Origin of the sequence: Cryobacterium breve (genome assembly GCF_004402375.1) — a bacterium.
Taxonomy (GTDB): domain Bacteria; phylum Actinomycetota; class Actinomycetes; order Actinomycetales; family Microbacteriaceae; genus Cryobacterium; species Cryobacterium breve.
In genome coordinates this window covers 22,426-35,800 of the sequence record NZ_SOGJ01000006.1, presented here as the reverse complement: position 1 = coordinate 35,800, position 13,375 = coordinate 22,426, and the positions used below count along the sequence as shown (strand labels likewise).

The 13,375-nt window shown below is 60.0% G+C and carries 14 protein-coding genes; 2 read left to right on the top strand and 12 right to left on the bottom strand.

Going from position 1 to position 13,375, the window contains the following annotated elements; genetic code table 11:
* Nucleotides 1-140 precede the first annotated feature (140 nt).
* From E3O65_RS16995 to E3O65_RS01530, 8 genes are all read right to left on the bottom strand, one after another.
* Nucleotides 141-404, bottom strand: coding sequence for a type 1 glutamine amidotransferase family protein (locus E3O65_RS16995; RefSeq protein ID WP_166804631.1), 264 nt, complete (start codon nucleotides 402-404; stop codon nucleotides 141-143).
* Between the two features lie 431 nt (nucleotides 405-835).
* A complete protein-coding gene (locus tag E3O65_RS01560; protein ID WP_134362003.1) occupies nucleotides 836-2,215 on the bottom strand; it encodes an SIR2 family protein in 1,380 nt (459 codons plus the stop codon).
* Nucleotides 2,216-2,653: 438 nt separating this feature from the next.
* Nucleotides 2,654-3,142 carry a Panacea domain-containing protein gene (locus E3O65_RS01555; RefSeq protein ID WP_134362002.1) on the bottom strand — a complete coding sequence of 163 codons (489 nt, stop codon included), beginning with the start codon at nucleotides 3,140-3,142 and terminating at the stop codon, nucleotides 2,654-2,656.
* Entirely contained in the window at nucleotides 3,142-4,017 is an 876-nt protein-coding gene (locus E3O65_RS01550; protein WP_134362001.1) for a hypothetical protein, read from the bottom strand. The genes E3O65_RS01555 and E3O65_RS01550 overlap by 1 nt, the downstream gene beginning before the upstream one ends.
* 209 nt (nucleotides 4,018-4,226) lie before the next feature.
* Nucleotides 4,227-4,946 carry a DUF4238 domain-containing protein gene (locus E3O65_RS01545; RefSeq protein WP_134362000.1) on the bottom strand — a complete coding sequence of 240 codons (720 nt, stop codon included), beginning with the start codon at nucleotides 4,944-4,946 and terminating at the stop codon, nucleotides 4,227-4,229.
* A 234-nt stretch (nucleotides 4,947-5,180) separates the two neighbouring features.
* Complete coding sequence (locus E3O65_RS01540) at nucleotides 5,181-5,738, bottom strand: hypothetical protein (RefSeq protein WP_134361999.1); 558 nt, start codon at nucleotides 5,736-5,738, stop codon at nucleotides 5,181-5,183.
* An 8-nt stretch (nucleotides 5,739-5,746) separates the two neighbouring features.
* Nucleotides 5,747-6,115, bottom strand: coding sequence for a single-stranded DNA-binding protein (locus tag E3O65_RS01535; protein WP_174722249.1), 369 nt, complete (start codon nucleotides 6,113-6,115; stop codon nucleotides 5,747-5,749).
* A gap of 311 nt (nucleotides 6,116-6,426) precedes the next feature.
* On the bottom strand, nucleotides 6,427-7,218 hold the full coding sequence (locus E3O65_RS01530) for a hypothetical protein (protein ID WP_134361998.1): 792 nt from the start codon (nucleotides 7,216-7,218) through the stop codon (nucleotides 6,427-6,429).
* Nucleotides 7,219-7,427: 209 nt separating this feature from the next.
* Between E3O65_RS01530 and E3O65_RS01525 the strand changes: the two genes are divergently transcribed.
* Complete coding sequence (locus E3O65_RS01525; RefSeq protein WP_134361997.1) at nucleotides 7,428-8,000, top strand: hypothetical protein; 573 nt, start codon at nucleotides 7,428-7,430, stop codon at nucleotides 7,998-8,000.
* Between the two features lie 608 nt (nucleotides 8,001-8,608).
* Here E3O65_RS01525 and E3O65_RS01520 read toward each other — a convergent pair.
* From E3O65_RS01520 to E3O65_RS01505, 4 genes are all read right to left on the bottom strand, one after another.
* Nucleotides 8,609-9,079, bottom strand: coding sequence for a hypothetical protein (locus tag E3O65_RS01520; protein ID WP_134361996.1), 471 nt, complete (start codon nucleotides 9,077-9,079; stop codon nucleotides 8,609-8,611).
* Between the two features lie 207 nt (nucleotides 9,080-9,286).
* Entirely contained in the window at nucleotides 9,287-10,036 is a 750-nt protein-coding gene (locus tag E3O65_RS01515; RefSeq protein WP_134361995.1) for an ATP-binding protein, read from the bottom strand.
* Between the two features lie 60 nt (nucleotides 10,037-10,096).
* On the bottom strand, nucleotides 10,097-10,486 hold the full coding sequence (locus tag E3O65_RS01510; RefSeq protein WP_134361994.1) for a hypothetical protein: 390 nt from the start codon (nucleotides 10,484-10,486) through the stop codon (nucleotides 10,097-10,099).
* 469 nt (nucleotides 10,487-10,955) lie between these two features.
* Complete coding sequence (locus tag E3O65_RS01505; RefSeq protein WP_134361993.1) at nucleotides 10,956-11,957, bottom strand: hypothetical protein; 1,002 nt, start codon at nucleotides 11,955-11,957, stop codon at nucleotides 10,956-10,958.
* Nucleotides 11,958-12,419: 462 nt separating this feature from the next.
* Between E3O65_RS01505 and E3O65_RS01500 the strand changes: the two genes are divergently transcribed.
* Nucleotides 12,420-13,346, top strand: coding sequence for a restriction endonuclease (locus tag E3O65_RS01500; protein ID WP_338419161.1), 927 nt, complete (start codon nucleotides 12,420-12,422; stop codon nucleotides 13,344-13,346).
* Nucleotides 13,347-13,375 lie beyond the last annotated feature (29 nt).

Below are 13,375 nucleotides of genomic sequence, written 5' to 3'. Positions count from 1 at the left end.
TTCGCGATGAGACCGACAAGGAGGAATTGGAGCCCGTTGGGTCGTTTCTTAGGGGCTGGCATTTGCCTCAGCCTAGGGTGAACTGTTCGGACCGAGGGAACCTTCAGCGGGGCATCGGCGGTATTCGGTATGCGGATCGCTCAGAGAAGCACAACGCTGCTGCCGTCGACCACCGACGCCTGGCCGTCGCGAAGAGCCCAATAGGGCTTGCCCTCTTCGGCGTAGCCAGCGACCACTCGGGTTAGGGCCTCGCTTTCCGAGTGCTCCGGAGATCCAAGGTGAGGCACCAAGGGTCGATCAAGGATTCTGAGGCCGTCAAACTCGACGGCCCCGTACATGGACCAGGCGTCCTCCGTTGAGTCGCACTCTTCGAGGCCCACCAGGTTCGGGGTTAGGACGCACACCCCCGCGACTCAAGCCGGCGTAAACCAGTTTGTCCGCTCTGAGACGACCCGTAATGAGCGCGTCGGCTCCGATCGCGCCAGAGCCGCCCGGAGCGTGAAGACGTTGCCGCCGCGAACTAAAAGGAAGTCCGGTTGGCCAAACTTCGCAGAAAGGCCCTCGGCGTTGTGCATGCGAAGGTCGAGTTCACGCCCTGCGAGCCCAACGCTCGTGAGATTTCGTGCTTCCATCGGATGCAGGCAAACTGGGCCAGTTTGGCGGGCTGAAGCTTTCACGAAGGTCGGCACTTGTTACGTCGCCCATAGATTCAGCGTGGACCAACGGCACCTGGTTGGGAGGGCTCTACTTGGGGCGTTGCAAACCCAAAGCTAACCAGAGCAGTTGCGATCGAAGGTTTACCAAGGGCCGACGGCATCGCCTTGGCGCCGATTCGTCATGAATGCAGCGCCACGTTGCGGCCATTTGGAGATACTGGTCCAAGATCATGCAGATCGGGAAGCGTTCGATCATGCGTGAGGATCATGTCCGAAGGGAGGTCTGCGAGCATTCGTCGTGCGTGAGCGCGCTGCCGAGGAGCCCGGCGGCGGCTCTGCTCGATAGCCGTATGGAACTCGTCTGGGTGAGTGAGATCATCGTCCGAGCCGTAGACGAAGAAGTATGGAAAGGCATCGGCATCGCTTGCTTCATCGAGAATGAGCGTGAGTAATATATTCGCGTAACCTTGCATATACGCAGCGTCTTGGAAGCGCCCTCGGCCTTCTGCTTGGTCAGCCGCAAGGAGATAACGACGCGCTAGCATCTGAACTCGATGCGCGTCAGAGTACTCGCCCGAACCGCGCCGGAACTGTATCCGAAAGCAGGCGTCCGTGACTCCTTCTAGGTACATCCAGCAGTAGAGCACGGACGGGTACTGACGGTGCGGGATTTCCTTTGCGATCTCATCGGCCCTCAGCGCGCGGCTTTCGATCGCCCCGAGTTCGTCGTAGCGCTCATCAGGGATTAGACAGTCATCTTCGAGTGCGTATTTCAGCTCGCGGATGAACTTGACACCACTAGTGCGTAAATGTGTGAGCCCGTTTCTCTCCGCGGTGCGCCCATCGTCGGGCGACACAACATACGCTGCAGGGGCGAATTTACCCATGTCTGCGCGCAACGTGGCGTACAGCCGCTGAAAGTTCCAATCCGTCATCGAATACCCGACGAAAACGACCACCTTTCCAGCCAGGAGATCACGAACACGCGCACCGAGGGCATTCTGGGAGAGTCGACTTAGGCTTTCGGCATAATCGCTCTCCGTCACGACCAGGGTAGAGACATTGGCGATAGATCCATGGATCTTGAACACACGACGGGAGTAAATTCCAGCGAACGCCATGTCTTCGCCAACAACAAACGGTGTCGCGAGACACTCTTCCTCAAAGTACGTGTCCCAGTTGGTCGTGATGATGTCCTGGATGTACGGGATTGTCGATACTGCTTCGTGAAACTGCCGCGCCGCGCGGCGGAGTGAGGGGAACGAATCCGCCATGTCGAATCGCGCCTTGAGCTCCTTCACGAGTTCCGTGCGGGAAAACTTCGCCTCAAAGTCCGACATCACCCCTGGGAAGGAATCGGCCGTTGACTCCGACCGAGTTTTCATGTCGTTGTAAAAGCTTGAGGGAAAAACCGCGGGTACTTCGGTGCTGACGCCGGCGCCGGCAAACAGGACGAGATCTCCGCGTCGACACGCCTCGACGACGGCAGCCGGCATCTCGAATTCGTAGTCGAGAGCACACCACTTGCATTTTGCTCCGTCGTGGAGATGTTCCGTCATGCACGCAGCCTATCGCTGGCGAATGCCGTTTCATTGAGCGGTAGATCTTCGTGCGGGAACACCGATCCCTCGTCGGTTGAGATGAATGTACTTGGTGCCGCCACCTGTGACCTCAGGGCAAGCGGCCTGCATCTCTAATGTGCTCCCAACGGTTGCCGGATTCGACTCCGATCTCATCGGAGCCAGCACCATAGAGGGCATGCAGGTCGCGAAATCGAAAGGACGACTGCTCGGCAAACAACCCAAACTCTCCCACACCCAACAACGGCACCTGATAGAACTCCACGATGCGGGAATGCACCCCGCTGGCGAGATCGCTGAACGGCGACCCGGCAGGAAGATCACCCCAAGGGGGCTCAGGTGCCCTGTGCGCGACGTTTCGGCTCCTCGGCCACACCCCAAGCGTCCGACAACGCGAAGGCAACGGTCGGGGTCTCATCAAGTTACCTGTACTGCCGCCAGTTCTCTTTGGTACTTGGTGGCGAGCTGTGCGAGATCGAGATGCACGTGCCGCGCTTGTGTGGCAATGGGGTATGTGGAGTAGACGAGCTTGATGAATGGTGCCCAGGTTAGGTCCTTTGTCATGGCCACAACGTGATCCAGAGCTGCGATTTCAGGCTCAGACAAGGAAGCGAAGGTCTCCTCTTTTCGCTTTAGCCCGATCACTTCCTTGGGCGAGCCATACATATTGGTGGTCTTCAGGATCGTAAAGCGTCCCTCGTTGGCTTCTGCCGCATCCTTCACGTCATCTACGTAAGGGCCATAGTGATTGAAGGTCCAGTCGAGATTGGTTATCTGAGACTGCTTGGTCAGGGCCATTCGCCAGTCCGCCAAGTAAACCATCTTGGTCAGCCGGGCCTTGGACAACTCCTCTTTGAAGGGGTATCTGGAACACAGATACGCCATCACGTCTTCAAGATTTCCCATCAGAAGCCTCTCTTCTGTGCGTCCAAAATATCCGGAAGGTACTCACGTGACGTGGAAACTTGCACCTGCAGTGCGTGCCACACTTTGCTGCTCATCAGATTCGTCCTGACAGTACTCGTGACTCCACGAGGGGCCGTACTTTCAATCACCAGCACGCCGATGTGATCGTTCGAGGCGCTCGTGGTATCACTAAGCCGTGCCGCCAGGATGCTCGCGCTTCTCATTCCGAACCCCTTTGATGTGCCAATAGGGATATTGAAATCTTTCTGCAGCTTCTTGCCATAATCAGGATCGTTCGTCGGGATTGCCGTGAAAGCAGCCGTGACGCCGCGCTCCCAGGCCATGCGCAGTATGCCCTGGTCCAGCGGATAGAACCCTCGACCGATTGCCTCAAGCATCGGATTATCGGATTTCCTTCTAAAGAGTTGGAACCCACTTCCGTTGAAGGTGTACAGAGTCAGCCTCGAGTGGCTATTCCAAACTTGCAGCTCGGTTGCGAGGTTCTGAAGGGTCTCAGCGACGGCGCCAGCAAACTGTTCCCGACGAGATGCTTCACGTTCCTCCACTCCGTTGAGTTGATCGCGCAGCAAGTCACGGTCACCTTCAACGCCGATTGTGTGACTTTTTGTGTAGAGGCCACGGACGTTACCCACTATTAGAAGTGCCGCGGCACCACCAATGAAGTAACCCAAGTGGTCCTCGTTCACGACACCGACGTACAGCGAAGCAACTGTCCCAGTCAGAATGAGGGGTTCATGCCAAGTGGTCTTGATCCCCTCACGACTCAGGAAGTGGGACGTTGTGGTCGTGGCTGCATGCCAAAAACCCTTGAACTTCCCCACCGGTCTCGGGCTGACTCTTTCAATTACTGTCATGACAGCGCGAGTCTGCCACGGCGGTCACCGAATCCAGGTGTGACACGTACTGCACCCCCCCCTGAGCTGGGGGTGCAGTCACCGCCACATGAGGCACCTGCGCTCATGGGGTGAGGTTCGTGCATATCTCCACTCGCTCGCCCCATGCGCACCTCCGCGGGACCCAAGGTCCGCACCGGCACGTAGAAGTAGCGCATTGGGGTGGCCGCTCATGTTGTCGCATCGCCGCCATCGTCAGCCCAATTCAGATTGAGCGTTCCTGGCGCTCCGATGATCCACCGCTTGCAGTTGGCGGTAAGGCGAGGGAGTAGCGGAATTCCATCGGGGAGTTTCTCCCCGATTATGAGCAACCGTGTGGGTGATAGCGGAAAGGAAACGGTGCAGATGTTGGCGCCCTTGGCTGGACCCCACAGGAGGACCGCACCATCTCCGGTCGGGAGGCCCTGGGCCTGGACCACTCTCCATGGCCATTGCTCTAGCCCGAGCGTCGCCAGTCTTAGCACGTCGGGATGCGACTGCGATAGGAGGATACGGTCGCCTAAGCTCAGCTCTGGGTCTTCAAATTGCCACCCGGTTTTAACTAGAACGGCGGGCGTGCGAACCTTTGCTTGATCTGCGTAGCGGCCGCGGTCGAGGTGCATGTCGACGAAGGCGATCATGGCCGCCATATCGGCTGATGTGAGGGTGGCAGCGCCGTTGCGAAGTTTGACGATCACCGGTATGCCATCGGATTCGATCTGCCCGTAGGCAGCTTCCAGGTCACTCGTCAGTACTGCCGGTTCATAGACGTAGTTCACTACCGTCGCGTTTCCGATGGGTTGACGGAGGCCTCGACGGCCCTGAATGTCGATTACCTCGACGATGCCTTCTGCATCTGCCCAGCCCTTGATGTAGCCCCTCGAGACCATGTGTGGGCGCTTTGTCTTCAATGCGCACTCCTCTTCTTCGTAGCCCAAGGTATCTATTCGGCGCCGCAGTCCGTAAACGATCCTTTCTGAGCGCATCGAAAGCTCGCACCACTGAGCTGTGACTGTCGATCAGTGCTTTTAACGTCGGATGAAAAACTGACCCCGTATCGTCGATTGAACAGGCAGCAACTTGTCAATTCGTGTACGCACTGGTCAAGAGTCGATTTCCTCGATCGTCTAAAACGAGTCCTTGAATCAAGGAGATTCGGCGTAGGCATAGAAGGGCGCCTCGGCCGCTCGCCGCCTGGCGACGTCATCGACGACGAACTGCACGAAGTCCTCGTCGCGATCGCTGATCACGATGTCATCGACAGCATCCGCCGACGGCTCTCCTGGCCACGAAGTCTGGCGCGTCGGACGGTCACGATCCAGGCGCGTCCCCGATGTCGCAACCCAATCGTGGAGGCGCTGGCGGGCGTCGGCGAAGTCGCGGTGCCATCCGAACGGGGCCGAGCCGTGCTGATCGGGATCGTAAGCGCAGAGCCAGTGCAGGTGCAGGGCGGAGAGTTCCCAGACGAGTTCGGCGTGGCGATGCCAGAGGGGCGGCACGACGGATGCCGGGAGCCCGTAGGTCCGTCGTAACCAGTTCACCCACCGGTTGAGTTCGACCCACTCTGTTTCGGCATCGTCTGCGCTGAGGAGATTCCAGTTGATCGGATGCGGCGGCTCCGCCGAGAGCGGCCCTTCGAGTTCGTCCTCACCGAACGAGGCACCCTGGTCGCCGGACGCCCAGTCGACCAGGGACGCTGCCATCGTTGACCTCACCTTCCGAGCACAGCAGAGCCGGCGCGAGCGTGCTCCGACTCGAGCAAGACTGCCTTCTGGGCTGCTAGCGCATCCCGTTCGGTGCCTGCAGCCGAGCGGCGGGTTCGGTCGACGTCGTAGTTCGTGCGTGCGAGGTCGTGGCCGATCTTCTTCGCGACGAACTCCTCACGATTGACGACCTCACCGTCGCGCTCAAACTGGAAGTTGCGGACATAGCCCTCGGCGACGAAGCTGTCACCTTTGGCGAACCTTGTGAGTGCCCGGTCGGCGGTGGCGCGGTAGGCCACGAGGTCGTGGAAACTGGGCTCGAGAACGGTGAAGCTACCGCTGTCTTCGCGACGGAAGTGCGGCTGGCCGACGCGCACGTTCGCTGAGACAACAAAGTCAGCAGGTTGGAAAACGCCGTCGAGCGATACATCGATAGACGGTTACGGGCACGAGCCCGTGAACGCGATGGGTAGTATTCGGCGATTTGAGATCCAGCTCTCTCGCCGCGTGTCGAGCAACGACCATGCGGTCGCCACCGAACGCCGCCTTTCAGGGGTCCGATATCGAGCCCTCCGGGCTCCGAAGAGCGACAATGCGTCTTGGAGTCTTTCGGCCGCCCCTCATGCCAGGCGCGCGGTATCCGGCACCGTCTCAAAACGAGGCCCACCGGCCGGGCGAGTCATTCTGGTCACGATGCTTCGAGCGCGAGCCGTTCGACCAGCCGAGTGGCAGATCTTTTTGCGGCAATTCGGACTAGTTCGGCAAGGGGCACCACGGCGGACCAGTCGAAGTCCATCTTGACGACGCAATCGTCGTCTTCTGCAGTCGCCGGGGGCGTTTCTAGGGCGCGGGCAAGGGCCTCGTTCATGGCGATGACCTCATAGAGGTCTTGGTGAGCGTTCACGATGGTCTCGAGGGCCTTTTCGATAACCGCAAGCGACACCGTCGAGTCCGCCCCGGCCCAGGAGTCGAAGTCTCGGTCGATGGATGCGTGCCCTGCCCACTTGTTGCGCAGGTGTCGTACGTACTTCAATGATTCTTCTAGGTCCGCGTTCGTGCGCCGATGGACGTTTCGTACCAGGTCTCGTGCCGCGGCTGCATCGTCGCCTTCTTGCCCGGCGAGGGCCGACGATAGAGCTAAGCATGTCCGATCGACGGAACGTGTCCGGGAGGAGGTATCAAACACCTTCCACACTGCAATCACGGCGACACGGACCAAGTCAGTGCGTAGAACCGGCATCGTCGGACGCACCTCCTCCGGTATCTGGTCATGGAAGCGTTCCCACTCGAGGTGGAACTGCTTTGCGAAGTAGAAGCTGCGCACTGCCTCGATCAGCAACTCACGACTTGAGCCGTCCACCTTCGCCCGGAGCGGAATCGAACCCTCTAGGGAGTCCAGGACCGAGTGGGTCAACGGCGCTCCGTGGAGGTTGGGAAATGCGTCGTCGGTGTACTCCGACTGAAAGGGCGAGATGCGCATGCCCAAACGATATGCCCGAGTGGACGGTTGTCGGGCCAAGCACACCGGCCAACGATAGCCAGCTGAGGACTGACCAACAGTTCGCGCCCAAGCCGAACGTCCTGGGGCATCAGGCCTCTCGATCCCCGACCGCTGTCCCTACCCCATCTATGTTCCTGTCTCCTGGCGACGAAGCGAACGGGCTGGCCGCCGCCAACTATGGTCGGTACATGTTCATTCAGAATGCGCCTCCGGAGGATCCAGCAGCATCGGCGAGCCGGCCGGAACTGGTTGAGGTCGACCGATATGGGATCCCGCTCGATGTGTTCGGTGATTACCCGCCGCCTGAATTCTTCGAGGTCATCGGTCGCATCGTCGCCATCAACGCAAAAATCGAATACCTGAAGGAGCGTCTCGATAATCTGCCGCCGTCCGAAACGACGGGGATCAAGAAGGTCCAGCAGTTCCTCAAGAGGGATAGCTCAGGAAGGATGGATCGCAACGCGATCGTCCACTCGTTTTGGACGTTCGGCGCGAGCACGGAGAACCCCAACTTGATCTTGGGCATTCGTTACAAGGTCAGGAAACTTGCCTCCGGCGAGATCGCAACGACGTCAATCCGCGATGTCCCCGACAGCGAGCGCGAGCAGGACATCGTTCAATTCGAGCTGGTCGGACTTCGGAAGATCCTCAAGCGAGACCTCGCCACAATGCAGGTTGGCGAGCTTGCGTACAGCGAGGTCATGTTGCAGTGGGCAGCTAGGCAAGACCCCACCGCTGCAGGGGCGTTCGGTGGGTCGTGAGCTCCACTAGTTCGGCTGGTAGAACCGGCGCATGCAACTGCGATGTTCCGACGTGTCGAGCCAGGCCCCCTCTTCACGGGGCCAGATTTGCTTCACGGCCGCGCGCGTGAGGGTTCTGGCCCGGATGGTTCCGCGTGCCGCCACTTGCCGGTGACAAGGTAGTCCCTTGACCCCTGGAAATGATGCGCCCGAGCGCTCACTTGCGGCCACTTCGGTTGCTCCAGAATCGGGCGAGGCGACCGACTGCTCCGCGAGTGCGCCCTGATTGAGCCCGAAGGGCATGCCAAACGGCGATGTGGCTTGGGTCTCGTTGCATGCGCGTCGGAGGATTAGGCACACTAAGCGATCGCCGTCGTCTTAGGCGAGACAGGCGAGTGCCTAATTTGTCCCTTGGCCTGCGTGCGGTCGATTCCGGGTGTCCGATGCGGCGTGCCGATCGGAAGACCACGACCACCCTCAGGACTGTGGTCAGAGGGGTTTCAAACGCGCGACAGCGAGCTCTCGCGACTGATTCCCCCAGATTTTCGTGCGCGCGCCCAGTAACGCGCCCCAAATCATCCTCCGACGGCACCGCTGAGCGCCTTGGCCCAGGCTGAAACGGCTTTGACTTACTCCGCTTCCTGAGAGTATTTAGCGCGATTCTCACGAGAGCAGTTCTTGCACACGACGAAGTCGCCGAGCTCATCCTGACGGAGCTCCGCTGGGCGAGTGGTCGCCAGAGCTTGTCCGCACGATTCGCACAGCCCGAAGCTAGCGATTTCCTCACTGTCGCACTCAGCCTCCACGGGACTCGCGGATCTGCTGCGAAGATATGCGTACGTCGCGACCCCGCCGATCAGAGCCACTGTCCCCGCCGCTATCAGAGTAGAGATTGAGAGCGACGGCACGCGCTGCATTGATAACGTTTCGCGAAGGAAGGCTACGCGCTCGCCATCGTTTGATTTGCCGCGCGAGATTATGGACTTGGTTATCGACCGGGCGACAGCACCCTTGGCGCCTTCATATGTGAACGAACCCTTGACGTAGTCGCCGCTGGTGTACTGGTTGCCGAAGAAAACATGGCCGGCCGGTGCTCCCATTTGAGATTCCAATCAAGTACGGTCCCGCTTATTAGGATTGTTAGCGGGAGGATTGTGGCTCCGTCCGCAGCATACTGAACACACTATCGGTCACTGAGTATTTGATGCCTTGAGAGCCACCCGATCGTGCGGTTCAGAGCCACCGATCGTGCGAGAGAGAGCCAGTGGTGGTGCGACTGGGAGCCACTGGCTCTCTCCGCCGGATTGTTAGGCGCTGGTGAGGGCTGTCTGCTCCCTCATGTTGCAGGTACCGGTCTCGACCCAGACCGTGTTGTGGATGATCCGGTCCATGATCGCGTCGGCGTGAACACCGGAGCCGAGGCACTGGTGCCAATCCTTCTGCGAGTACTGGGTGCAGAACACCGTTGATGTTTCGCCGTAGCGGCGTTGCATCAACTCCAGCAACATGCCGCGCATCGACTCCGTCGGCCGGTCCAGCAACCACTCGTCAATTATGAGCAACGTGAATGCGGCGTATTTGCGCAGGAACTTCCTGGCGCCGCCGGGGGTGTCTTGGGCGGCGACCCAGGCTTCCTCGAGGTCGGGCATGCGGACGTAATGTGCGCGGATGCGATGCTCGCAGGCGCGTTTGGCGATCGCGCATCCCAGATACGACTTCCCCGACCCGGTGAACCCCTGGAAGACGACGTTCTGTTGCCGGGCCACGAACGAGCAGGTGCCGAGCTGGGTCAGCAACGGCCGGTTGAGGCTGCGCTCGTCGAGCAGGTCGATGCGGCGCAGGTCAGCGTTAGGGTAACGCAGCCCGACCCGCCGGATCAGACCCGCGACTTTGGAGTGCGTGAAAGTGGAATAGGCATCATCGACGACCAGCCGCACCCTCTCCTCGAACGGTAGGCCGATGCTGAGCGTCTCGTCCTGACTATCGATCGCCTCCAAGAGCTCGCCTGCATTCATCTCGCGCAGCTTCCGTTTGGTCTCCCCGTCCAGCCGGCTCATCGGGTGCCACCGGCGTAGTAAGCGCTGCCACGGACGTAGCCGCCGTCGTCAGCCTCGGGTTCATCGGGGACGTGTCCGGTTTTGTCCTGGCCGGTGTCGAGGATCGTTCGCAGGTGCGCGTAACGGGGGAGAGCGGATCGGCCCTCGCAACGCGAGCCGACAGGCGGCTTCTACCCGGGTTGGGGAGAACCGGCGCGACAGACGCAACACTGCCAGGGCCGGGTCGTAGCCGGCCTCCTCGATGGACGCTGCTTCGAAAATCTTGCCGATCACCGTCACCGTGGACGGGCCCATCCTCGCGGCCCAATCATCGATCCGGGTCCGGTCCCAGGCCTGCCAGCTGCCCCCCTCGGGAAGGTCCGCCTCGTTCGTCTGATACTGGTTCATGGTGGTTGGCGGCAGCAGGACGCGACTGGTCAGGCGCTCGTCGCTGCGATAGATATCCAGCATGGTGTCCGTCGTTCGGAGGTCCACGTGGGCGCCGATGTGCGTGAAGGGCACGGAATAGAAGTTCTCGCCCAGACCACATGAGCGTTCTTGTCCACTTTGCGCCGGTAGGTCCAGGTGCTGATCTCAAACGGAATCGCCGGGAGCGACTGCATCACTGGTTTCTCCTCGGTGGTGAACACGCTCAGCCAAGTCCCGTCCCGTTTCTGGAAGGGTTTTCGGGACTTCTGGGTTAGAGAGTTGATGTTCCCGTGACTGCCCCATCACTTTCACCTCTCTGGACAATCCCAGGCGGCGTCTCGTCGGACGCATGGGGCTTCGTACAACGTCTACCGTGGTGCCCGAGGATCTTCCGGCCGCCCCGTTTTGTTGTGCGCCTGGCGAGCACGACGGGCAACATCTTCTGAGGACCTTTAGCGATTCATCGATGTCTCAGAAGTTTGCCCTGGAGAAACCGCTGGCCAAAAGCGTTTCACAGAGACCTTGTGACTTCACCTTCCGACCTGCGAGCCAAGTAGGCGGCGCGATTCAGTACGGCCGGAGTCATTCCGCGGGAGTGGAGCATTACACGTTCCCGTTCACGAGCCATATACGACCGGATGAGCGGTCGTGCGTCTTCGTGCAGCGCGGTCATATCGATCTCGTCACCACTGAAGCCCACACCGTGGGCGTTCTCGACGACGAATGCGGTTCTGGTGCCGGCTAGGGCATCGATGAGGCCAGAATCATCTGTAACGAACGCGATGGGCAATTTCCAGTCCTTGCGGAACATCGGCTGAGTCATCACCGCGGGGATGCGCGAGTACATCAGATCCCATGTGGCGCCCCACACCGAGTCGCGAATGTCTCGGCCTCCGGCCACCTTGAGGAGTCGCCTGGCGCGATCTGGGTAGTCACCGGTACCAGCAAGGAGGAGGAACCCGATCCAGGCTTCCCGGCTCGCCGACACCTGCAACTCATGCTCAAGCCAGAACCTAAACCGGTCGAGTCGTTCTGTGCGCGACAGACCCTCCTCGCGGTCAATGACGATCGCCTTCAGAAGTGCGGCGTACGACACCATGAACCAGGAGCGAAGTGCATCAGGCTGGTACGGAGCGTCGTCCGGCTCTGACTCAATGAGCAGGCCGTGGCTCGGGCCGCCGTCCAGGAGGTGAAGCAGGTAGTCGGGCACCCGTGAGAGGTAGACCGACGCAATGTCCGTCCGTTCGTTGTACCGATCAACATCTGCTACGCAGCGTGTACGCCGCGTCTCTGGTTCGGCAGCGCCGAACGCTCCGAGGATCTCCGCTCCCGGAGGGATGGTGGCCACGAGATTGCGCAGGCGAATCATCTCGGCGGCGTTCAGGTTGAGTTTCTCGAACTTAGCCTGTCTCTGGTGGATATTGGCGATGCGCGCACTGATGTTCCAGTCCAACATCACGGTTCCGGCGGTTGCCAAGCCGCCCGTTGGCAAATCAAGGTAATTGTCACGCATCGGCAGGCCCCGCGAACAGGCTAGTGCGCGTATATCCACAAATTCTGCGGAGTGACGTGCTGGGACGGGCGAGCACCGTAACGAGCGCAGATAGCAGTCGTAGGCAGGGCATGGTGTCAGTGCCGACCAGGTTCGTTACCATCTAATGCAGCCAAATCCTGAAGTCATGGCTAATTGTCCCGCAAAACACAGTAGCTATCGCGTTGCTCGCGATACCGCCGCCCAGGTCACTAGGAAAGGCGTTGCGCTCGGCCCCGGCGAATCGATCTACGATCCATCTGGGGGCGCGGGGCTGGTCACAGCCTGAGCTCTGTAACGCTGGCAGCGTCTGGCGCCCGACCGTCGCGGGCGTCAAAGTGGCGCAGCGGTCGCCGCTAAGACTCTGGCCAAACCTTAAACACGCTTTGCCATAAGCTCGGGTTCGAAGCAAAGAACTACAGCGGTGAATGATGGGGGAGCCAAGTGAACGATCAGATGCCCAACTGGGAGGGCTTCATGATCCCGACGCTTCAAGTCTTGAGCGACGGGGTCGTTCGCCATTGGCGTGAGTTTCAGCCCCTGGTCGCCGATCAGGCGGCCCTGACAGGGGAGCAGAGACAAGAGATGCTGCCTTCGGGTAGTCAGGTCAAGTACGAGAATCGCATCGGCTGGGGTGTCTCGTTCCTGACGAACGTCGGCGCACTCACCCGTCCCAAGCGTGGGCACTACGCCATCACCGACGCTGGCAGGCAGCTCCTCACGAAATTCCCGAACGGTGTGAAAGAGAGCGATATCCGCATGCTCGGGAAGGATCCGCAGTCCCCGATCCGCGTGTATCAAAAGAGCGAGCGATCGACGAATGCTCTCGATCCAATTACTGTGCACGACACGGAAACGATGACCCCCACTGAGCAGGTCCAGAGCGGGGTTGAACGCATCCATGAAGAAGTGGCTGTGGAGTTGCTCGAACGACTCCAGGGCAAGGAACCCGGCTTCTTCGAGCAGGCGGTTGTGCAGTTGTTGCTCGCCATGGGTTACGGAGGTACGACCGGTAGCGGCAGTGTCACGCAGCTCAGCAACGACGGCGGCATTGACGGCGTGATTGACCAAGACGTGCTTGGCCTCAGCCGCGTGTACATTCAAGCGAAGCGATACGCCGACAGTAACGTCGTCGGGCGACCCGACATACAGGCCTTCGTGGGCGCACTTAGCGGAAAAGCAGACAGCGGAGTATTCATCACGTCCAGCCGCTTTTCAGATGGCGCCCGCGTCTACGCCGAAGGTGTTCCAACGCGCGTCATTCTGATCGACGGTAAGCGCCTCACCAGCCTGATGATTCGTTACGGGGTTGGTGTCCAGGTACGTGAGACCTACAGGGTCGTTGAGATCGACGAGGACTTCTTCGCATGACTACTGTCTTCGAAGCCATGGGAGTGAAG